This window comes from Pantoea sp. WEP, assembly GCF_041678305.1.
Lineage (GTDB): Bacteria > Pseudomonadota > Gammaproteobacteria > Enterobacterales > Enterobacteriaceae > Pantoea > Pantoea dispersa.
Map to the genome: position 1 here is coordinate 740,562 of NZ_JBGNXB010000001.1, position 20,838 is coordinate 761,399.

A 20,838-nucleotide genomic window follows, 5' to 3' on the forward strand; every position below is an offset into this window, starting at 1 on the left:
CACGCCGCATGATGCAGGAACAACAGAAACCGAACAGTGACGTCACACAGCAGGATGTCAGCCATCAGAATGTGCTGGTCGCCGCGGCGAATCCGCTGATTAACGCGATCCCGCAGATTCGCCACTCCGTCTCGCACGACGATCCGGCGCGACTGCGCCAGCAGCTGATCGATCAGATCCGTCGCTTTGAGCTCAGCTGCCAGCAGTCGGGGCTGAGTTATGAAGTGATCGTCGGCGCGCGCTACTGCCTGTGCACCGCGCTGGATGAAGCGGCGGCGCTGACGCCGTGGGGCAGCCGCGGCGTGTGGACCAGCAACGGCCTGCTGGTAACGTTTCACAATGAAACCTGGGGCGGTGAGAAGTTCTTCCAGCTGCTGGCCAAGCTGTCGCAAAATCCGCGTCAGCACATCCTGCTGCTGGAGCTGATCTATTTCTGTCTGCTGCTCGGCTTTGAAGGGCGCTACCGCGTGCTGGATAACGGGCGTTCGCAGCTGGAAACCATCAAACAGCGTCTGCTGCAGATGATCAAAAGCGTGCGCGGCAGTTACCCGGCGGCGCTGTCACCGCATCCCACCGATCAGCCGGTGCTGCGCAAGCTGTGGCGGCCGATGATTCCACTGTGGGCCTGTGCGGCGGTGGCCGGCTTTGCTGCCTGCCTGTTCTACATCGTTCTGAACTGGCGTCTCGGCGACTACACCTCGCCGGTGCTGGCCAGCATCTATCAGACCGCGTTGCCGGAAGTCAAAATCAGCAATCCGGCACCGCCGCCGCCCGCCACGCTGAACCTGAAAGCGTTCCTCAAGCCGGAAATTGATGCCGGCCTGGTGGCGGTGCGCGATGAAGCCGACCAGAGCGTGGTCACGCTCAAGGGCGATGGCCTGTTCGCCTCGGCATCCACCGAAGTGCGTGGCCGCTACGATGCGGTGATTCAGCGCATTGCCGCCGCGATGAATAACGTCAGCGGGAAGATTCTGGTGATTGGCTACAGCGACAACGTGCCGATTCGCAGCGCCCGCTTCGCCTCCAACTATGAACTCTCCCTGGCGCGCGCGCAGTCGGTGCAAACCCTGCTGCAGCAGCAGCTGGCACAACCGTCGCGGGTTAAAGCCGAAGGGCGTGGCGAAAGCCATCCGCTGGTGCCGAACACCAGCGCGGAGAATCGCGCCCGCAACCGTCGCGTAGAAATTACTCTGCTGGTCGCGCCGGATGCGACGCAAGCGGAACTCAACGGCCTGGCGAGAGGGAACTAATCCATGCTGAATATGCTTTTTGCGGTGCTGACCAGCCGCCTCGCCTGGGGTTTTGTCGGCATTACCGCGCTCTCCTTTATCATCTGGGTGATTGGCCCGGTGTTTTCCATTGTCGACTCGCGGCCGCTGGAGCCAGAGCAGAACCGCATCATCAGTATTGCGCTGCTCTATCTGGTGTGGGGGCTGAGCCAGGCGATTCCGCGCCTGTATAACTTCTGGCTCAACCGCAAACTGATGTCGAGCCTCGAAACCAGCAAAAGCGATGCGCCGGAGCAGGATCGCAAACGCCTGACCAATGAAGAACAGGTGCTGGCGAGCCGTTTCTCCGAAGCCACCGACATGCTGAAAAAAGCGCACTTCCAGCGCGCCAGCAGCAAGGGCGCGCCTTTCTGGGCGCAGCGCTTCAGCCATCAATACCTCTACCAGCTGCCGTGGTACATGATCATTGGCGCTCCGGGTGCCGGTAAAACCACCGCGCTGGTCAACTCCGGGCTGCAGTTCCCGCTGGCGGACAAGTTCGGCAAAGCGGCGCTGCGCGGCATCGGCGGCACGCGCAACTGCGACTGGTGGTTCACCAACGAAGCGGTGCTGCTGGATACCGCTGGCCGCTATACCACCCAGGAGAGTCAGCAGGAGCGCGACGCCAGCGAGTGGCATCACTTTCTCGACCTGCTGCGTAAATATCGCGGCCGTCAGCCCGTCAATGGCGTGATTGTCACGCTCAGCGTGTCCGATTTACTGACGCAATCGCCGGAAGCGCAGCGCAATCAGGCGATCGCACTGCGTCAGCGGCTGATGGAGCTGCACGATCGCCTTGGCATTCGCTTCCCGGTTTATGTGCTGGTCACCAAAACCGACCTGCTCAAAGGTTTCCGCAGCTATTTCGCTGCGCTGGATAAAACCCAGCGCGAGCAAATCTGGGGCTTTACCTTCCCGTGGGCGCAGGCATCGACCGCAGAGTTTGAGCTCAACAGCCAGTTTCAGCAGGAGTATTCACTGCTGCAGCAGCGTCTGGATGCCGGCCTGGCCGATACGCTGCTGGCGGAAAGCGATGCGCAGGCGCGGGCGGAAAGCTATCTGTTCCCGCAGGAGTTCGCCGCGCTACGCCCGCTGCTGGCGGAGGCGCTGGATACGCTGTTTGCCCGCTCTGATTTCGAAACCCAGTTCGCGCCGCGCGGTATCTATTTCGCCAGCGGGACGCAGGAAGGGCTGCCGTTTGACCGCGTGATGGGCGAGCTGAGCCGCGCCCTGCATCTGCCGGGACAGCGCAGCGGCGAGTCCGGCAGCTGGGACCAGGTCGACAAAGCGTCACCGATCCCGCCGAACAAAGGCCAGAGCTTCTTCCTGAAAGGCGTGCTGGAAAATGTCATCTTCCAGGAGTCAGGCCTGGCAGGCAGTAACCGCTGGTGGGAGCTGCGCAATCGCGCCGGATTGTGGTCCGGCTATCTGGCGCTGCTGGTGCTGGTACTGATTGCCGGAGCGCTGTGGCTCACCAGCTACAGTAAAAACAAAGCCTATTTACAGGAGATGGCGGGTAAAACGCCGCAGATGGAACAGCTGGGACAACAGCTGGAACGGCAGGGCAATGGCGATCTGTTTGCGCTGGTGCCGTATCTCAACACGCTGCTGCAGCTGCCAAAGAGCGCTGACTTCTCGCTGGAAGATCCCCCGCTGACGCGCCGCATGGGCCTGTATCGCGGTACCGAAGTCAGCGATGCCACGCGCACCCTGTATGACAAAGCGCTGAAACAGCTGCTGCTGCCGCAGGTGGCGCAAAACATCACCCGCTGGCTGCGTAACGACAACGGCAGCGATGCGGATTACAGCTACGAAGCGCTGAAAGCTTACCAGATGCTGTATCAGCCAAAACATTATGACGGCAAGTTCCTGCATGCCTGGCTGATGCTGAATATTAGCCGCGAACTGCCGCAAAACGTGACGCAGCAGGAAGTGAAACAGCTGGCGTGGCATCTGCAGCAGCTGCTGGAGACACAGATTCAGTCCTCGCCGTACGCGAAGGATGACGCGCTGGTAAAGCGCGAGCAGGCGCTGATTAACCAAATGCCGCTGTCGCAGCGCGTCTACGGACGTCTGAAGCGCCTGCTGCAGCGTGACGGCAGCCTGCAACCGGTCACCCTCGCGGCGCTGGGCGGGCCGCAGAGTGAGCTGGTGTTTTCACGCAAAAGCGGCAAATCAGTCAATGACGGCGTGGCCGGCCTGTTCACGCCTGACGGTTACTGGCAGCACGTTGATAAACAAATCGCACCGGTCACGCAGGCGCTGTTTCAGGATGATGTCTGGGTGCTGGGCGGCGTTGCCTCGCCGGAGAACAGTCAGCAGACCGATCTCGCGGTGCGCCAGCTCTACGTGCAGGATTACATCAGCCAGTGGGAGCAGTTCCTCAGCGATATCCAGCTCAACAGCAGCGCGGATTTGTCGCAGCGCATCAACACCGCACGTCTGCTGTCGGGCAACCACTCGCCGCTGCGCCAGCTGGTGGTTAACCTCAGTAAGCTGCTGACGCTGAACCGCGCACAGCCGGATGAGCAAAATACCCAGGCACAGCCGGCGACGGGCAACAGCGCCACGCGCACTTTAGAAGCGCTGTTCAGTTCCTCCAAAGCCAGCGCGGCGCCGGGCCAGGGCGCCGCCCAGCAGGCACCGGAGCAGGCGGTGGCGGTGCACTTCGCGCCTGTGCTGGAGCTGGCACAGCCGCTGCAGCAGGGCAGTAAAGTGCTGGCGGTGGATGATTTTCTGCATCAGATCGACGATCTCTACCGCTACCTGACGGCGGTGCAGGACGCCGCCAATAGCGGCATGCCGCCGCCGTCCGGCGATGCCATCAGTCGTCTGCAGGCCAGCGCCGGTCGCTTACCGGGTTCGCTGCAGAATATGGTTTCCAGCATGGCTGTGGGCGCCAGCAGCGATGCACAGCGCCGCGATATGGATAACGTGCGCAAGCGCATCACCATGGAAGTGGGCAGCTTCTGCCGCCAGGCGATTGCCGGCCGTTACCCGCTGGTGCGCAATGCGCGCAGCGAAGTAACGCCGGACGATCTGGCGCGCATGTTCGCGCCGGGCAGTGGGCTGATGGACAGCTTCTTCCGCGACAATCTGGCCAGCAAAGTGGATACCACCAACGCGGCGTGGCGTTTCACGCCAGGCATCGACGGCAAAACGCTGCCGGGCGGTGAGGCGCTGCTGCGTCCGTTCCAGCAGGCGCAGTCGATTCGTGATGCCTTCTTTGCTAACGGGGCGACCACGCCGTCGTTCCGCGTCACGCTGCGTACGGTGAAAATGGATAACGACATTCTCAACCTGACGCTCGACGTCGATGGCCAGATTCTGCGTTACAGCCACGGCCCGCAGGCGGTGCAGATGGTGAGCTGGCCCGGACCGGGCGGCACCAGCCAGGTGCGGATGCAGCTTGGCCTGACCAACGGTACCACCTCAACACTGGTGACCAGCGGTCCGTGGGCGCTGAACCGCTTCTTCGATCGCGCTCGCTTAACCGCGGTCGGTGGCCTGACCCGCGAGGCCAGTTTTAACGTCGATGGCCATCAGGTCACGTTGTCGTTCACCCCTGGCAGTATTCGTAACCCGTTCCAGCTTCCCGGCTTTAGCTGCCCCTGAAACAGGACCTGATAATGACTCATTACGCAGCACCCGGCTGGTACGGCAAATTGCCCAGCTCGGGTGACTTTGTGAAGCGACGCTTCCCCGATGTGCTGTACCGGCAGTGGTCGAACTGGTTTCAGGTCGGACTGCATCACTGGCAAACCAGTGAAGAGAGTAAAAACGCCCCGTCGCGCGCCTTTCTCAAAGCGCCGGTGTGGAATTTTGTCGTGCCGCCGATGCTCGGCAGTCAGCTGATCCAGATGGGCTGCCTGATTGCCGCCCGCGACAGCGTCGGCCGCAACTATCCGCTGTGCGCGCTGCGCCATTTTACTCCTGCCGAGTGGTCACCGGCGCTGCTGGCCCGCTCGGGCGAGTGGTATCAGCAGGTCGGCAATATGCTGCTGCGCGTGGTGCAAAACGGCGGTACGCCAGAGCAGCTCGACCAGGCGCTGCTGAGTATTCCGCAGCCCCAGCAGCCGCAAACTGACGGCGAACAATCGGACATTTTACAGGTGATTGGCGACGGCGAGCCGTCAACGCTCAACTGGAAACTGCCGGGTGACAGCTTCGACCCGCAGTTTTACACCAGCTTCTGGTGGACAAACCAGAGCGACGGTTTCCCGCTTTACACCCAGGTGCACAGCGGCAACTTCACCGCACAGCTGTTCTCACTGCTGTTTGACCCGGCCGGCGGGGCAAAACCCGGACGAAACGGACTTTATCCTCCGATGTTTGAATCCTGAGGCCAACCGCTATGACGATGAATATTGACGCGCTGCTGGCGCCGGTCAGCAGTGATAACCCCTGCGGCGACAACCTGGAGTATCACGCGGATTACCAGGCGATGGAGCAGGCCAGTACCGGTAAAGCCGAACAGCAATTTGGTGAGACCATTATCCCGGCTGAATCAGCCGACTGGAATAAAGTCGAAAAGCTGGCGATTGACTTGCTCAGCCGCAGCAAAGACCTGCGAGTGATGTTAGCGCTTACTCACGCCTGGACCGAGTTGAAAGGGCTGCCGGGCTATGCGCAGGGACTGAAGCTGATTGAGCAGGCGCTGCTGCTGTACTGGGAGCCGCTGTGGCCGCGACTGGAAGAGTACGGCGAACAGGATCCGTTTTACCGCATCAACGCGGTGGCGCTGCTGGGCGATAAATCAGCGCTGAGCAGCGCGGTACGCCAGAGCTGGCTGCTGCGCTACGCCTCGGATGGCATCACGCTGCGCGATGCCGCAGCGCTGTGCGACGGCAGCAAGACCGAAGTCGCGGACTATCCTGGCGGTCTGCCGCGCCTGACCGATGAGCTGGCGCGCGGTGAGCAGCCCGGTATTGAAGCGGTGCTACAGATAAGTGAGCGTTTGCAAACTATTACCGAAACTCTGACCGAACAGCTGGGTGAAGCGGCGGTGCCGGAGCTGTCGCAGCTGCGCAGGCAGATCGCCATGATCGCCGAACGCTGTCAGGCCACTGACCTCAGCGCGCTGCAGCCTGCCGTGGTAACAGAGCCGCCGCCGGAACCGAGCGTCGCCGCGCCCGCCGCAGCGGTTCGCACGGCTGACTGGCGCAGCGTGCAGCTCAGTTCGCGCGCCGATGCGCAGCTGATGCTGGAGAAGGTGAAGCACTACTTTGCTCAGCACGAACCCAGCCATCCGGCACCGCTGATGATCGACCGCGTACAGCGGCTGATTGAACTCGATTTTATGGACATCATCCGCGATCTGGCGCCAGACGGCGTGCATCAGCTGGAAAATATCTTTGGACGCCGCGACTAAGCGAGCGTAACAACTCAACGCAGCGAGACCTGCGCGCCTCCTGCGAAACTTTACCCGCGCACCCTTAATGGAGAAAACCATGGCACCAACGAAATCCAGTGGGCAAAAGTTCATTGCCCGCAATCGCGCGCCTCGCGTTCAGATTGAATATGACGTGGAAATTTATGGCGCGGAACGCAAAATTCAGCTGCCGTTTGTGATGGGCGTCATGGCGGACCTGGTCGGTAAACCACTCGAGCCGCAGGCGAGCCTTGATGAGCGTAAATTCCTGGAAATTGATATCGATAACTTCGATGAGCGCATGAAAGCGCTGAAGCCGCGCGCGGCGTTTCAGGTGGATAACACGCTCAACGGCGAAGGCAAACTTAACGTCGAACTGACCTTTGAGAGCATGGACGATTTCTCACCGGATGCGATTGCCCGCAAAGTCGAACCGCTGAGCAACCTGCTGGAAGCGCGTACCCAGCTTTCGAATCTGCTGACCTACATGGACGGCAAAAACGGTGCGGAAGAGCTGATCGGTAAGATTCTGCAGGATCCAACGCTGTTAAAAGCGCTGACCCATCTGCCGAAGCAGGATGAAAGCGCTGAAGGTAAGGAGGAGTAATCATGACCCAGTCTTCGCATCAGCAGCAACAGGGCGCCGCGCACTACAGCGAGAATGAACTCAGCGCCCTGCTGAACAAAGAATTTCGTCCAACCAGCGATCAGGCGCGTGCAGCCGTCGAAAGTGCCGTGAAGACGCTGGCGCAGCAGGCGCTGGAAAACACCGTCACCATCTCGAATGATACCTATCGCACCATCCAGGCGCTGATCGCTGAGATTGACGACAAGCTGTCACAGCAGATCAACCAGATTATTCATCATGAAGAGTTTCAGCAGCTGGAGAGCGCGTGGCGCGGTCTGAGCTACCTGGTGAATAACACCGAAACCGACGAGATGCTGAAAATCCGTTTCATGAGCATCTCCAAGCAGGAGCTGGGACGTAGCCTGAAGCGTTTTAAAGGCGCTGGCTGGGATCAAAGTCCGCTGTTTAAGAAGATTTATGAGCAGGAGTACGGTCAGTTCGGTGGCGAACCGTTTGGTTGCCTGGTGGGCGATTACTATTTCGATCACAGCCCGCAGGACGTGGAGCTGCTGGGCGAAATGGCGCGTATCAGCGCGGCGGCACACTGCCCGTTCATCACCGGTACCGCGCCGACCGTCATGCAGATGGAGTCATGGCAAGAGCTGGCGAACCCGCGCGATCTAACCAAAATCTTCCAGAACACCGAATATGCCGCCTGGCGCAGCCTGCGTGAATCGGAAGATGCTCGTTATCTCGGCCTGGTCATGCCGCGCTTCCTGGCGCGCCTGCCGTATGGCATTCGCACCAATCCGGTGGATAGCTTTGATTTTGAAGAGCAGACCGATGGCTCAAATCACAACGGCTACACCTGGAGCAACGCCGCCTACGCCATGGCAGCCAACATCAACCGTTCTTTCAAAGAGTACGGCTGGTGCACCGCGATCCGCGGCGTCGAGTCTGGCGGTGCGGTTGAAAACCTGCCGTGCCACACCTTCCCGAGTGATGACGGCGGCGTAGACATGAAATGCCCGACGGAGATTGCCATCAGCGATCGTCGTGAAGCCGAGCTGGCGAAAAACGGCTTCATGCCGCTGGTGCACCGCAAAAACTCTGACTTTGCTGCCTTTATTGGTGCGCAGTCACTGCAAAAGCCTGCGGAATACCATGATGCCGATGCGACCGCCAACGCACGTCTGGCTGCACGCCTGCCGTATCTGTTTGCCTGCTGCCGCTTCGCGCACTACCTCAAGTGCATCGTGCGCGACAAGATCGGTTCATTCCGCGAGCGTGATGAAATGGAGCGCTGGCTGAACGATTGGGTGATGAGCTATGTCGACGGTGACCCGGCGAACTCGTCACAGGAAACCAAATCGCGTAAGCCGCTGGCTGCCGCCGAGGTGAGCGTGGAAGAGCAGGAAGATAACCCGGGCTACTACGCCGCGAAATTCTTCCTGCGTCCGCACTACCAGCTGGAAGGCCTGACGGTGTCACTGCGTCTGGTATCTAAACTGCCTTCACTCAAATCGAACGAGAATTGATTAACTGCATCAGGCCGTCATGTATGGCGGTCTGAATGCTCACAAAGCTTCGCAGTTACCGTGCAGATGCAGAACGCTTATTTGCGAGCCGGCTCCACGTTTAGATATTAATATCGAGGAACTAAAGGATTCACTATTTTTTATTGCTCCATCCAGTGGGACAATAAAAACACTCTCTGAATAAACCATGTAGCAATATTCAGAAAACGAGGCAGAGGTAAAATATGGACTGTTTTATTCAGCCCCATGCTTTCCTGTTTGCCATAACGATGCTTTATCAAAGCAGAACGTAAATCAAGCAAGAGAAGATAATTATGGCTATTGATATGTTTTTAAAAGTTGATGGTGTGACCGGCGAGTCTAAAGACTCCAACCACACCGGCTGGACTGATATTACCTCTTTCAACTGGGGTGCTAACCAGCCGGGTAATATGTCTATTGGCGGCGGCGGCGGTGCAGGTAAAGTGAATTTTGCTGACCTGAGCGTAAATGCACTGATTGACAAATCCACCACTGCAATCCTGAAAAATTGCGCCAGCGGTAAGCATATCAGCAAAGTAGAGCTGTCCGTATGCAAAGCAGGCGGCACACAGATTGAATACGCACGTATCACACTGGAAGATGTGCTGGTGTCAAAAGTTGATTATACCGGTGCTGCTAATGGCGATACCCTGAGCGTGACTTACGCGTTCCAGGCTGCCAAAGTGAAACAGCAATACTGGGAGCAGAGCTCATCAGGTGGTAAAGGCGCTGAAAGCAGCGCTGGCTGGAACATCAAAGAAAATAAAGAAGCGTAATTGCTTTATTAAGCGGCCCTGTGGGGCCGCTATAAATATTTCAGAATACTTATCTGAAAATATAATTGAGCGGGATACAACTTACAGAAGAGATGTTAATAAGATTATCTTTTAACTAAATAAATATTTAACTGCAAAAGGAGATTGTGATGACAGGTAAAACTTCCATCGAACCGGGATTTTGTGTAGTGCAACGCCCTGGAAGCCTCACCGAGCAAGCGATGTGGCTGTACGGTACGCGCAACATGCCGGCGGCAAATTACTTTTTGCAGTTAAATGCTGATGTCGCATGGGCTAAACCGGGACAAATCCTGATCGTTGCTGATCCGGAAGGAAACAATCATCCTGCGGCAATGAGTGCCCTGGCAACGGCAAAAGCGACAACCAACAATAGTCTGGCGCATCTATCCGTTGATGAGGCTAACTTTTTCAACCGGCATTATGCTTCGATCGCTGCTATTACCAATTATATGGATCAAGCTTCGGGTCTGATCGGTGATGCAGGCGAGAAATACTTCTCAGAAATAGCAAATAAACTTACTGCCATTGAAAATGCCTATCGCAACCAGTACCTAACGGCAGGCACACTATTTGGTGAGCAGTTTTTTGTTGAGCGTCGCCGTCTGTTTGGCGAACTCGAACAGCTGCTCAATCGCGTTTCGCGATTGATTCTGAATTTGAGACCCTACGATAAAATTAAACATGCATTGAATTTGTCCAGTTCATCCATTGTGCACGACTGGCAAACCGCTGGAGTGGGAGCAATTCGTGGCTACTCAACCTACGTAGATGGTGCAGCGAAAGCAGCTAAGTTTATGAAAGCCGGGGGGTTGGTAGCTGTAGGATTTGGTGCCTTAAATACGACGAATGAGGTCTATCAGGCTTGTACGGTGGACCGGAAAAATGAGTGTGCTAAAGTTGCCGTAACCGAATACGCTAAATTTGCAGCGAGTACAATGGCAAGCGTTTATGGTGGTACATTTGGTGCAGCCTCAGGTCAGTTTGTTTGCGTTGCTTTGGGAATAGGTACTGGACCGATAGGTTATCTTACATGCTCACTGGTTGGAGCTGCTGTAGGTGGATATGTTGCTGGCGAGGTAGGTGGTTGGCTAACAGGATTTACAATGGATAAAATTTTATGAATTTTCCTGATGCTTTAATTTTTCTATCTGTATTTTCTTTTCTTTTATCGATCGTTTTACAAATTTCTGGCTATGTGATTTTTAGAAGAAATATCAAGAAATTCGAAGTTATTTTGTCTGAATTTCGACAGAGAAATCTTCAGCTAGACATCACGACGAACATTTCCTCTTACTTTAGCTCATCCTTTCATCCGCTTAAAATAGCTTATTTTGCTTATCTTTATAAAGGTGTCATGCTCTATCATAAAAGGAATGAAAGGGTAAACAAGGAAACCTATGATTTCATTCAGTCCCTGCCGAAAGAAAAAATAAACTGGTTGCTGCGTCTGCATACTTTAAACCTGGTTACTGCCTTTTTCATGATTGGGGGAGGCGTGGGGTTTATAATCTGGAGACACTATTATAGTTAATCAGTCGCAGCATCTGCGATGGACATAGCTCCTGAAGCTGGGACAGTCATGATTATGGAAAACTACTGTGGACCTATTACTATCAATATCAGCTGCTTTGATAGGCTCGGGTTGCATTTTGCAAGTATGGGCATTTATCCTGTTCAAGAGTAATCAGCGGAAATTTGATTTTATAATGAGTGAGTTTCAGCGTGTTAACCTGCAGATCGATATTACCACGCAGGTTGCTAATCATTTTCCATCATTATTTCATCATAACAAGGTCTCATATTTCGCACGGCTTTATAAAGGGGTGACCATGTATCATAAGAAAAATGAGCGGGTTAGTGCTGAAACATATAATTTTGTGCAGAATCTCCCATCTGAAAAGATAAAATGGTTGCTCATAGTGCATAACCTAAACTTAATCAGTGCGCTGCTATTATTTTCAGGTGCCGTAACTATTTTAATTTATAAATATACACACTGATTTGTTCAGGAGGCTGCGTGAGGTTCTCAAAGTTATTTCTTTTTACTCTTCTTTTAGTAATGAATAAATCGGCTTTCGCTGCAGTCCTCTGTTCCAGCGAACCCTCAGATAGCGCAGTTTATCAATGCACGCTTCATGAGAAGCAGTTAGCTGAAGACGCGTTGAATCAGGAATACACTGCGGCCAAAAAACGGATTACATCATCATACCGTGCGGATAAAAAACTGGTGGATGATTACCTCAGTACATTAACAAATACCCAACGTGGCTGGCTAAAGTACCGTGATGGACAGTGTAAGCTGGAAGCTTTTGATGCAGAGGAAGGGAGCAACGCTCACGAGGTAGCAACCAATATCTGTATAGTGCGCATCAATAAAGAGCGAACAGTATTACTTAAGCAATTGCCCTATTAACAAACCTGTTTAACATCTGACCTGGCGGTAACGACAATGAAAGGGATTTTCAAATTATTACTCTTAAATTTATTCATAAGCCACTGCGCCCTGGCTGGCAATATTGTTAAATATGGTACGCTACAGGCCTACTGGTTACCTGAATGGCATAACAATATTAACTTCCCAAACCTTCAGTTACGCTTCATTGTGGATAATGAAAATAGCTCTCATGAAACTATCAATCTCGAAACATCTAAGATATCGCATGCATTTATCATAAAAAACTTCATGAAAGTTTCAGATGAATTTTTTGAGTATAAAGAAGGGCATGTCGATCAATATGGAATGCTGGAGTTAGATAATCTTAAAGTAACAACTGAATGTGATAATAACGTCTATCAGGCGACATTTATTAACTTTACAGCGCAACAGATTAACAAAGCTTCGGTTGACAAGGGGTGTGATAGTTATCCGTGGTTAATTACCCTGCGATTAAAACAAGGTATTCAGGAAAGTGAGTTATTTACTCAGCCAGAATCAGGTAGTCAATCTGCCGCTACCGTTTCTGCACAAACGCCACTGGTGAAAATTAAAACTATCAATAAAGAGTGGATTTATGTTGCAAATTATGATGAAAGCCAGCCGGATTTAACAGGCTCATTATCTGGCTACATCCCAGCTAATCGTCTTGAACCTGTGTACTGACACAGCACCACGCACATATTGTAGCGGCGCGATTCATCGCGCAATTCATTGTGCCGCTACAAAATTGCAATCATTTCAAAGCCAACGAAAAGATTAAATGGCAAATATGACACAACGCATCGTGCTTTAACGCACTGCCTCAATCACCTGATATCGCTCGCAGCATCGTATCACCCGCTTCCTATATTCCGCGTCTTTCCCGGAGAGCCGCGCAATATAGATGCCGAACCGCTAACCGCAGGAACCCGTTATGCGCTTTACGATAATAACGACTAAACCCGGCCACCAGCCGCCGCAAACCCGCTGTGACTTTATGCCACCCGGCGGCACCATTGGCCGCGGAGTGGACAACAATCTGGTGCTGCCGGATGACGATCGCACCATTTCTCGCCTGCAGGCGATTGTGCACATCACCGCCGCTGGCGAATGCCGCCTCACCAACCGGGGCAACGTGACGCGCGTGCTGCTCAATGACATCCCGCTGGAGCGCGGGCGTCAGGTGGAATTACAGGATGGCGACGTGCTGGGCATCGATGATTACCAGCTGCTGGTCAACGATCTCAACGGCGCGCAGCAGCCGCAGGCCGCCACGCTGGCACCGCAGCCGGTGATACAGGCGGCGGTAATGGCTGATGCGCCACCGGCGGAAAAAGATGCCAGCACCGCCGCGATCCCCAGCGAGATCTGGGACAGCCTCGCCAAAGAGTTCTCGATCTCCGACGATCTGTCGAAGCGCAAAGCAGCGGCCGAGGTGCTGCCGGAGGCCAATCCGCTCACCGCGCCGGCCAGCCTCGATCGCAACCCGGAGGATCCGCTGGCCCAGCTGGTGAACGATGCGCCGCTGGATATTGGCCAGCAGCCGAAAAACACCAGCCTGTTCGATGAAGGCGATGCGCTATTCGCGCAGGAAAGTATCTTCGACGATCGCACCCCCAGCACGCTGTCGGCGCAGCAGAATGCCGCCGCGCAGCCGCAGGTCGAAAGTGCCACCGAGCTCGATCCGCTCAGCCTGTTTGGCAGCCAGAGCAGCAGCGACGTGCGCAACCACGACGATCCGCTCGGCCTGATGATGGGCAATGCGGTTCCGCTGGCGCAGCCGGAGATCGCGCCGGCACAGACGATTCAACCGCAGCCCGTCGCCCAGCCGGAAACGCCCAGTGAACCCTCGCCGGAGACGGCACCGGTCGAGCTGGCGGATCTCAGCAGTTCGCCACTGTTTGATGACACCGAAACCCAGGCCACGTCGCCGCTGATCGAACCGCAGGCGGAGCAGCCAGAGACGGTCGCGCCGCAGATGGATTACGGCGGCATTACGCTGCCCACGCCGCAGGCGGTGCAACGTGTACCGTCGCCGACGCCGAAAGGGCGGCTGCGTATCGATCCGGTGGCTTCCAGCCATCAGAACCCGGCACCCGCCAGCCAGGCGACAGCCAGCCACAACAGCGGCGACGCGCTGAAAGGCGAACTGCTGGATGCACTGCTGGAAGGCATGGGATTGCGCGATCTGCAGCCCACGCCGCAGTTCGACCGCGAGCAGATGCTGCAGTTTGGCCAGATGCTGAGCATGTTCTCGCAGGGCACCGTTGCGCTGCTGTCGTCACGTTCGATTCTTAAGCGTGGCGTTAAAGCGGATATGACGGTGATCCTCGACGATGCCAACAACCCGTTTAAACTGCTGCCGTCCGGCAAAACCGTGCTGATGCAGATGTTTGGCAGCCGCATGCCGGGCTTCATGCCGCCGCGTCAGGCGGTGCGTGATGCGCTGATCGATCTGCAGGCCCATCAGCTCGGCATGATCGCCGGGATCCGCGCCATCATCGCTTCGATGCTGCAATCCTTTAATCCGGATCAGCTGGAAGAGGAAGCCCGCCAGGCGGGATCGCTGTCGCGCCTCGGCCTGCCGGGCAGCCGCAAAGCTGCGCTGTGGGAGCATTTTGTTGAGCGCTACGGCGAGACGGCGGGCGAGATTGAGGACGATTTCCATACCCTGTTCGGCGAAGCTTTCCTGCATGCCTACGACCTGGAAGTTAATCAGTACAAAGATTCACAAACCCACACGGATGACGCATGAATATCACCATTGCTTCCACGTCGAATCAGGGCGACCGCGCCAGCAATCAGGATCAAACCGGTGAGGTAATCGGCGAACGCTCAGCCTGCTTCGTGGTGTGCGACGGCGTAGCAGGATTTCCCGGCGGCGACGTGGCCGCCCGCATCGCGCGCAGCAGCCTGATGGAGGCGTTCGACGGTAACGCGCACCTGGATGCGCAGTCGATTCGCAACTACGTCAACCACGCGAATCACGCGATTCGCCAGCAGCAGAAAGCCAGCAGCGAGCACAGCCGCATGGGCACCACGCTGGTCAGCCTGTTTGTCGACCGCGACTACGAGCTGGCCTACTGGGCGCACGCGGGCGACAGCCGGCTGTATCTGTTTCGCCGCGGCTACCTCTATCACGTGACGACCGACCACAGCCTGGTGCAGCAGATGAAAGATGCCGGCCACCAGACCGAAGGTATCAACAGCAACCTGCTCTATTTTGCCCTCGGCATGGGCGATGAGCAGCGCGACGCCAGCTACAGCGATGTGGTGGAAATAGAAGACGGCGACGCCTTTTTGCTGTGCACCGATGGCTTCTGGCACGGCGTGACGCTGGAGCAGATGCAGCAGTCGCTGCACATGGTCAATACACCGGAAGAGTGGCTGACGCTGATGCAGCAAATCATCCGCAACGGTCAGCCGGATAACGGTCAGCAGGATAACTTCAGCGCGCTGGCCGTCTGGATTGGCTCACCGCAGGACACCACCTTACTGCACTCGCTGTCCGAAGCGGCGCAGTTTTTCCCTCTTCGAGATTGAGAACGCCAACATGAAACATGGATTACTGGGTCTGGCTGCGCTGCTGCTCAGCACGCACGCATTTGCTGAGAACTATCGCATCGTGCAGTCCCCGGCACAGAAACTGGATGTCTGGATTGATGACGTGAAAGATAACCAGCTGGCGAGCTGGTGTAAGCGCAATGTTGATCTGCGCATCGTCACCCACGGCGCGAAAAACGTCGCGGCGCTGGAGGATTTTCTGCCGCGCGTCGCCGGGCTGATGGCATCGCAGTGTAAAGCGCTGCAGCAGCTCAACTGGGCGCTCAACGATGATAATGGCAACCCGATCGCCAGCGGTAGCGCTGCCAAAGCGCAGCAGTGGCAAACGGTGGTAACGCCGCCGCCCGCGCCCGTGCAGCAGCCAGAGACCGCTGCGGTTGCCCCTGCCGCGCCGGTGCTCAACTCGCCGCAGGCCGATACCACGCCGTGGCTGCAGTTCAGCCTGCTCGACGGCTGTCACTTCCGCACCTGGTGGCAGCATCCGGCGCAGACCAGCGCGCTGTTCGTGCCGTCAAAACAGGGGCTGAGCTGCGGTCAGGATGGCTGGCTGAGCGGCCGCAGCAGCCTGACGCAGATGGGCAACGGTGCGGCGAAAAGCGTGGTGGTGACGTTCCTGCAGGGCTTCCCGATTGCCGGCCTGAATAACAAACAGCAGAGCGCCGAGCTCAGCATCACTACCGTCAACAGCGAACGCATGGTGCTGAGCAACGAGAAGTCGCCAGACAGCTGGCTGGTGCTGCCGTTCAGCAGCCAGTTCAACGGCTGGCAGGCACCGGATCAGGTGGTGGTGCAGATGCCCGCCAGCGATGCCGCCGATGAGAGCGCACTGCGCGCACGGCTGCAGGAAGTACGCAAAGTGTGGTCGCCGTGGCTGAGCGCCAGTGCACCGCTGAAAGTCCAGCTGGTAGAGCAGCTGCATCCGGAGCTGAAAGATCCCGCCGCCGCGGTTTACCGCACCATCAACTAACGCAAAAGGAGCTTGCATGAAGTCGTTACAATCGCGCCTGGCCAGTGCCTCACTGGCCGATAACCTCGCCGATATCACCCGCCAGATTCAGGCCAGCCCGGCCAATGCCGACCTGCGCGCGGCGTTTGTGCAGCTGCTGTGCCTGGCGGGCAACTGGGCGCGCGCGCAAACCCAGCTGCAATCGTGGCTGGCGCTGACGCCCCAGGCGCAGCCGACCGTCACCTTACTGCAGCAGGCCATTGCCGGTGAGCAGCAGCGTGAAGCGGTACTGCGCGGCGAGGCGCAGCCGCAGCTGCCGGGCAGCGCGTGGGCGTGGTGCGAAACCCTGCTGGCTGCGCTGACCGCCGACATCCGCGGTGACTTCGCGCAGGGTGCGGAGCAACGTGCCGCCGCGCTGGCGCAGGCCGAAGCCAATCCGGGCCAGCTGCAGCAGCAGGAACAGACGGCAGACTTCGCGTGGCTGATGGACGGCGACAGCCGCTTCGGGCCGGTGTGCGAAGCCATCGCCAACGGCCGCTATTACTGGATTCCGTTCGCCGCGATCCGCGAGATGGAATTTCAGGCACCCGCCAGCGTGACCGATTTGGTCTGGCGCCATACGCGCGTGCAGCTGGTGGATGGCAGCGAGCAGATTTGCCAGATCCCGGTGCGCTATCCGCTGCTGCCGGGGGCGGATGAGCGTTATCTGCGCGCCAGCGTCACGGAATGGCAGCCGCTGGGCCACGATGACAGCCAGTTTACCGGCCATGGCCAGAAGCTGTGGCTGAGCGATAGCGGCGAGTATCCGCTGCTGACGCTGCAGCAGCTGACGTTCCAGCCAGGCGGCAGCGATGAGCCGTGATAACAGCTCGCACAACGACGGCTATGCCCAGCTGCATGGCGGTTTTCGCGCGCGTAAAAATCGCGATGCGCTAACCGCGCGCGACAAGCTGCAATCCTCGTTACTTGATCGTCTGACTGACAACGCGCCGGACAAGCAGAGCGAAGCCAGCAATACCACGCTGATTTCCCACAGCACGCTGCGCCGCCACGTGCTGCGCGATCTGCAGTGGCTGTTCAACACCATCAACAACGAAGCCCAGCAGGATCTCAGCGCCTTTGGTGAAGTGCAGCGCTCGGTGTGGAATTTTGGCGTGGCGCCGCTGGCCGGACAGAATATCTCCGACATCGAATGGCAGGATATGCAGCGCAAAATGACCGATGCCATTCTGCATTTCGAGCCGCGCATTCTGCCGCAGGGGCTGCAGGTACGCTGCGTCAGCGATCTGAAGTCGCTCAGCCTGCACAACGTGTTATCGATTGAAATAAAAGGCCGCCTGTGGTGCGTGCCTTATCCGCTGGAGTTTCTGTTCCGCACCCAGGTTGATCTGGAAAGCGGTCATTTTGAACTACTGGATGCAGGTTAATCATGGACAGCAAACTGCTCGACTACTACAACCGCGAACTGGCCTATCTGCGTGAGCTGGGCGCGGAGTTCGCTGCGCGCTATCCGAAAGTCGCCGGGCGGCTGGGGATGCGCGGCATCGAAGTCGCCGATCCTTACGTTGAGCGGCTGATGGAGGGCTTTGCTTTCCTCACGTCGCGCGTGCAGCTCAAAATGGACGCCGAATTCCCGCGCTTTTCGCAGCGGCTGCTGGAGATGATTGCGCCGTCTTATCTGTCACCTACGCCGTCGATGGCGATTGCACAGCTCACGCCGGACAGCCGCAAAGGCGACATCAGCAATGGCTTCCACGTGCCGCGCGGCACCATGATGGAGAGCCAGCACCTGAAAAAAAGCGGCGTCACCTGCAGTTACACCACGGCGCACGATGTCACGCTGCATCCGCTGCGCATCAGCGACGTTTCACTCGGCGGCGTGCCGGGCGATCTGCCGCTGGGCGAACTGAAGCTCAGCGGTCGCGGTGCCGCCAGCGCGCTGCGCATGCGTATCGCCTGCGAAGGCATCTCGTCGCTCAGTCAGCTGAATGTCGCCGATTTAATGCTGTATCTCAGCGGCCCGGACATTCAGGCGCAGAAACTGCTGGAGCTGCTGATGCAGCACCGCGTCGGCATCGTCCTGCAATCGGTCGAACAGAAACCGCTGCGCCAGGTGCTGCCGGATGACGCGTTACAGCAGGAAGGCTTTGCGCCAGAGCAGGCGCTGCTGCCGGACGATCTGCGTAACTTCGACGGCTACCGGCTGCTGCAGGAGTATTTTGCCTTTCCGGCGCGTTTCCAGTTCATCAGCCTGAGCCAGCTGGCACCGTTTCTGCGCCGCTGCGATAACGCACAGGAATTCGACATTATCATCCTGCTGGATAAGGCTGACAGCGCGCTGGAAAGCGTGGTGGACAGCAGCCATCTGGCATTGCACTGCACGCCGGTGATCAACCTGTTTCCCAAAACGGCCGAGCGCCTGAAGGTCAGCGACAGCCAGCACGAATATCATCTGGTGGTGGATAACATCCGGCCGCTGGACTACGAAGTGCACTCGGTGCAGCGGCTGTTCGCCACCGTTGAGGGCAAGCGCGAAGAGCAGTTATTCCGCCCGTTCTGGAGCACCTTCAGCGGCGACGACGGCGATTACGGTGCCTATTTCTCGCTGCGCCGCGAGCAGCGCACGCTGTCTGAGCAGGCGCAGCGTTACGGCACGCGCACCGGCTATATCGGCTCGGAAGTGTTTTTGTCGCTGGTGGATGAGCATCACACGCCGTGGCGCGACGACATGCGCTACCTGTCGGCGGACGTGCTCTGCACCAGCCGTGACCTGCCGCTGATGCTGTTGCAGCAGGAGCAGGGCAATTTCGTCATGCCGGATTCGATCCCGGTCGGTCAGCTGAAATTATGTAAAGGCCCGACGCCGCCGCGTCCGGCGCTGGCCGAAGGGCTCTCCGCGTGGCGTCTGATCAGCCACCTGCAGATGAACTACCTGAGCCTGATGGACAGCAGCGACGGCCAGGGCGCCGCCGCGCTGCGCCAGTTGCTGAGCCTGTACGCTAATCTCGCCGAAGCGGCGGTGGCGCGCCAGATTGACGGTATTCGCCACTGCCAGCTCAGCGCGGTCAATCGCCGGGTGCCGGAACCGGGCCCGGTGGTGTTTGCGCGCGGCGTCAGCATCACGCTGGAGGTCGACGAACAGGCATTCTCCGGTGCCAGCCCGTGGCTGCTCGGCAGCGTGCTGGAACGCGTGTGCAGCCGGCTGGTGGCGCTGAATAGCTTTACCGAATTCACCCTCAACAGCCAGCAGCGCGGCGAGGTGGGCTACTGGCCGCCGCGCATGGGCAGGAAGGCGCTGCTATGAGCGAGGCGCAGATCATTCCGCTGCAGCGCGCCCAGCGGCTGCCGGACGATTTCTGGCAGGCAGTGATGGCGGCACCGTGGCGCTACGATCTGTTTCAGCTGCTGCGCCGGCTGGATGCGCAGGGCGGCCAGCGCTATCCGCTGGGACGCGCGCCGCTGCCGAAGTTCGAAGCGCTGCGCATTGGTCAGCAACCGTCGCTGGCGTTTGCCCCGGCAACGCTGGCCAGCGTGCAGCCGCGCGCAGAGGACGCGCGCCATGACGTGGCGATTTACAGCTTTGGCCTGTTTGGCCCCAACGGTCCGCTGCCGACCCACCTGACGGAATATGTGCACGAGCGCATCGTGCACCATCAGGATCACAGCCTGGCGGCATTTGCCGACATCTTTCACCATCGCGCCACGCTGCTGTTTTATCGCGCCTGGGCCGATGCGCAGCCGGCCGTCTCGCTGGATCGCGCCGATAACAGCCGCTTTGTTGATTACCTTGCCTGTCTGGCCGGCATCGGTTTACCGGCGCAGCAGCAGGCCAGTTCGCTCAGCCTGCATGCGCGGCTGATGCTGGTCGGCCATCTTAGCCGCCACGGTCACGACGCTGAAGGGCTGGTACGCATTCTGCGTCACTACTTTGGCGTACCGGTGCAGCTGGCACAGAACGTGCCGCAGTGGCTGACGCTGGACGCGCGCGATCAGGCGCGGCTGGGAGCCGGACGCCAGATGCCGCGGCTGGGCGAATCGGCGTTCCTTGGTGTGGCGGTGCGCGATGTGCAGCACCGTTTTCGCCTGCGGCTCGGTCCGCTGAGCGCGCAGCAGTATGCCCACTTTCTGCCGGATGCGCCGGGCGCGCGCGAAGTGCGCGACTGGGTGCGTCACTATCTCGGCATCGAGATGCAGTGGGACCTCAGCCTGATCCTGGCGGCGGAAGAGGTGCAGAGCGTCACGCTGGGAGGCAATGCCCGGCTGGGCTACACCAGCTGGCTGGGACACGCGCCACAGCCGCAGGATCGCGAAGATTTCATGTTTGAGGTTGAGGCAGCCGCAAGCTAGCC

General features: G+C 57.9%; 18 protein-coding genes. All 18 read left to right on the top strand.

Features of this window, described 5'->3' with window-relative positions:
* The first annotated feature begins 8 nt into the window (after positions 1 to 8).
* The 18 genes from ABVR31_RS03480 (at position 9) to tssG (ending at position 20,836) form a co-directional block, all read left to right on the top strand.
* Positions 9 to 1,250 carry a DotU family type VI secretion system protein gene (locus tag ABVR31_RS03480; RefSeq protein ID WP_021506782.1) on the top strand — a complete coding sequence of 414 codons (1,242 nt, stop codon included), beginning with the start codon at positions 9 to 11 and terminating at the stop codon, positions 1,248 to 1,250.
* A gap of 3 nt (positions 1,251 to 1,253) precedes the next feature.
* Positions 1,254 to 4,883 carry a type VI secretion system membrane subunit TssM gene (gene tssM / locus ABVR31_RS03485; protein WP_372771824.1) on the top strand — a complete coding sequence of 1,210 codons (3,630 nt, stop codon included), beginning with the start codon at positions 1,254 to 1,256 and terminating at the stop codon, positions 4,881 to 4,883.
* Positions 4,884 to 4,897: 14 nt separating this feature from the next.
* Positions 4,898 to 5,611: a type VI secretion system-associated protein TagF gene (gene tagF / locus ABVR31_RS03490; RefSeq protein ID WP_021506784.1), complete on the top strand. Its 714-nt coding sequence runs from the start codon at positions 4,898 to 4,900 to the stop codon at positions 5,609 to 5,611.
* Positions 5,612 to 5,628: 17 nt separating this feature from the next.
* Positions 5,629 to 6,639, top strand: coding sequence for a type VI secretion system protein TssA (gene tssA, locus ABVR31_RS03495; protein WP_058771462.1), 1,011 nt, complete (start codon positions 5,629 to 5,631; stop codon positions 6,637 to 6,639).
* 79 nt (positions 6,640 to 6,718) lie between these two features.
* Positions 6,719 to 7,246: a type VI secretion system contractile sheath small subunit gene (gene tssB, locus ABVR31_RS03500; RefSeq protein ID WP_021506786.1), complete on the top strand. Its 528-nt coding sequence runs from the start codon at positions 6,719 to 6,721 to the stop codon at positions 7,244 to 7,246.
* A 2-nt stretch (positions 7,247 to 7,248) separates the two neighbouring features.
* A complete protein-coding gene (gene tssC / locus ABVR31_RS03505) occupies positions 7,249 to 8,745 on the top strand; it encodes a type VI secretion system contractile sheath large subunit (RefSeq protein ID WP_058757164.1) in 1,497 nt (498 codons plus the stop codon).
* Between the two features lie 314 nt (positions 8,746 to 9,059).
* Entirely contained in the window at positions 9,060 to 9,542 is a 483-nt protein-coding gene (locus ABVR31_RS03510; RefSeq protein ID WP_372771825.1) for an Hcp family type VI secretion system effector, read from the top strand.
* Between the two features lie 149 nt (positions 9,543 to 9,691).
* Positions 9,692 to 10,684, top strand: coding sequence for a hypothetical protein (locus ABVR31_RS03515; protein WP_058757163.1), 993 nt, complete (start codon positions 9,692 to 9,694; stop codon positions 10,682 to 10,684).
* A complete protein-coding gene (locus ABVR31_RS03520) occupies positions 10,681 to 11,094 on the top strand; it encodes a hypothetical protein (protein WP_288444639.1) in 414 nt (137 codons plus the stop codon). Before ABVR31_RS03515 ends, ABVR31_RS03520 begins: the two co-directional genes overlap by 4 nt.
* 486 nt (positions 11,095 to 11,580) lie before the next feature.
* Complete coding sequence (locus tag ABVR31_RS03525; protein ID WP_315656306.1) at positions 11,581 to 11,976, top strand: lysozyme inhibitor LprI family protein; 396 nt, start codon at positions 11,581 to 11,583, stop codon at positions 11,974 to 11,976.
* Between the two features lie 36 nt (positions 11,977 to 12,012).
* Complete coding sequence (locus tag ABVR31_RS03530) at positions 12,013 to 12,663, top strand: hypothetical protein (RefSeq protein ID WP_315656308.1); 651 nt, start codon at positions 12,013 to 12,015, stop codon at positions 12,661 to 12,663.
* Positions 12,664 to 12,913: 250 nt separating this feature from the next.
* On the top strand, positions 12,914 to 14,734 hold the full coding sequence (tagH, locus tag ABVR31_RS03535) for a type VI secretion system-associated FHA domain protein TagH (RefSeq protein ID WP_372771826.1): 1,821 nt from the start codon (positions 12,914 to 12,916) through the stop codon (positions 14,732 to 14,734).
* Complete coding sequence (locus tag ABVR31_RS03540) at positions 14,731 to 15,522, top strand: PP2C family serine/threonine-protein phosphatase (protein WP_021506792.1); 792 nt, start codon at positions 14,731 to 14,733, stop codon at positions 15,520 to 15,522. Before tagH ends, ABVR31_RS03540 begins: the two co-directional genes overlap by 4 nt.
* A gap of 10 nt (positions 15,523 to 15,532) precedes the next feature.
* Positions 15,533 to 16,510 carry a hypothetical protein gene (locus ABVR31_RS03545; RefSeq protein WP_150059367.1) on the top strand — a complete coding sequence of 326 codons (978 nt, stop codon included), beginning with the start codon at positions 15,533 to 15,535 and terminating at the stop codon, positions 16,508 to 16,510.
* A 16-nt stretch (positions 16,511 to 16,526) separates the two neighbouring features.
* Positions 16,527 to 17,351, top strand: coding sequence for a type VI secretion system accessory protein TagJ (locus ABVR31_RS03550; protein ID WP_058757158.1), 825 nt, complete (start codon positions 16,527 to 16,529; stop codon positions 17,349 to 17,351).
* A complete protein-coding gene (gene tssE / locus ABVR31_RS03555; protein WP_021506795.1) occupies positions 17,341 to 17,916 on the top strand; it encodes a type VI secretion system baseplate subunit TssE in 576 nt (191 codons plus the stop codon). The genes ABVR31_RS03550 and tssE overlap by 11 nt, the downstream gene beginning before the upstream one ends.
* A 2-nt stretch (positions 17,917 to 17,918) precedes the next feature.
* A complete protein-coding gene (gene tssF / locus ABVR31_RS03560) occupies positions 17,919 to 19,793 on the top strand; it encodes a type VI secretion system baseplate subunit TssF (protein WP_372771827.1) in 1,875 nt (624 codons plus the stop codon).
* Positions 19,790 to 20,836 carry a type VI secretion system baseplate subunit TssG gene (gene tssG / locus ABVR31_RS03565; protein WP_058775983.1) on the top strand — a complete coding sequence of 349 codons (1,047 nt, stop codon included), beginning with the start codon at positions 19,790 to 19,792 and terminating at the stop codon, positions 20,834 to 20,836. The genes tssF and tssG overlap by 4 nt, the downstream gene beginning before the upstream one ends.
* The last annotated feature ends 2 nt before the right edge of the window (positions 20,837 to 20,838 follow it).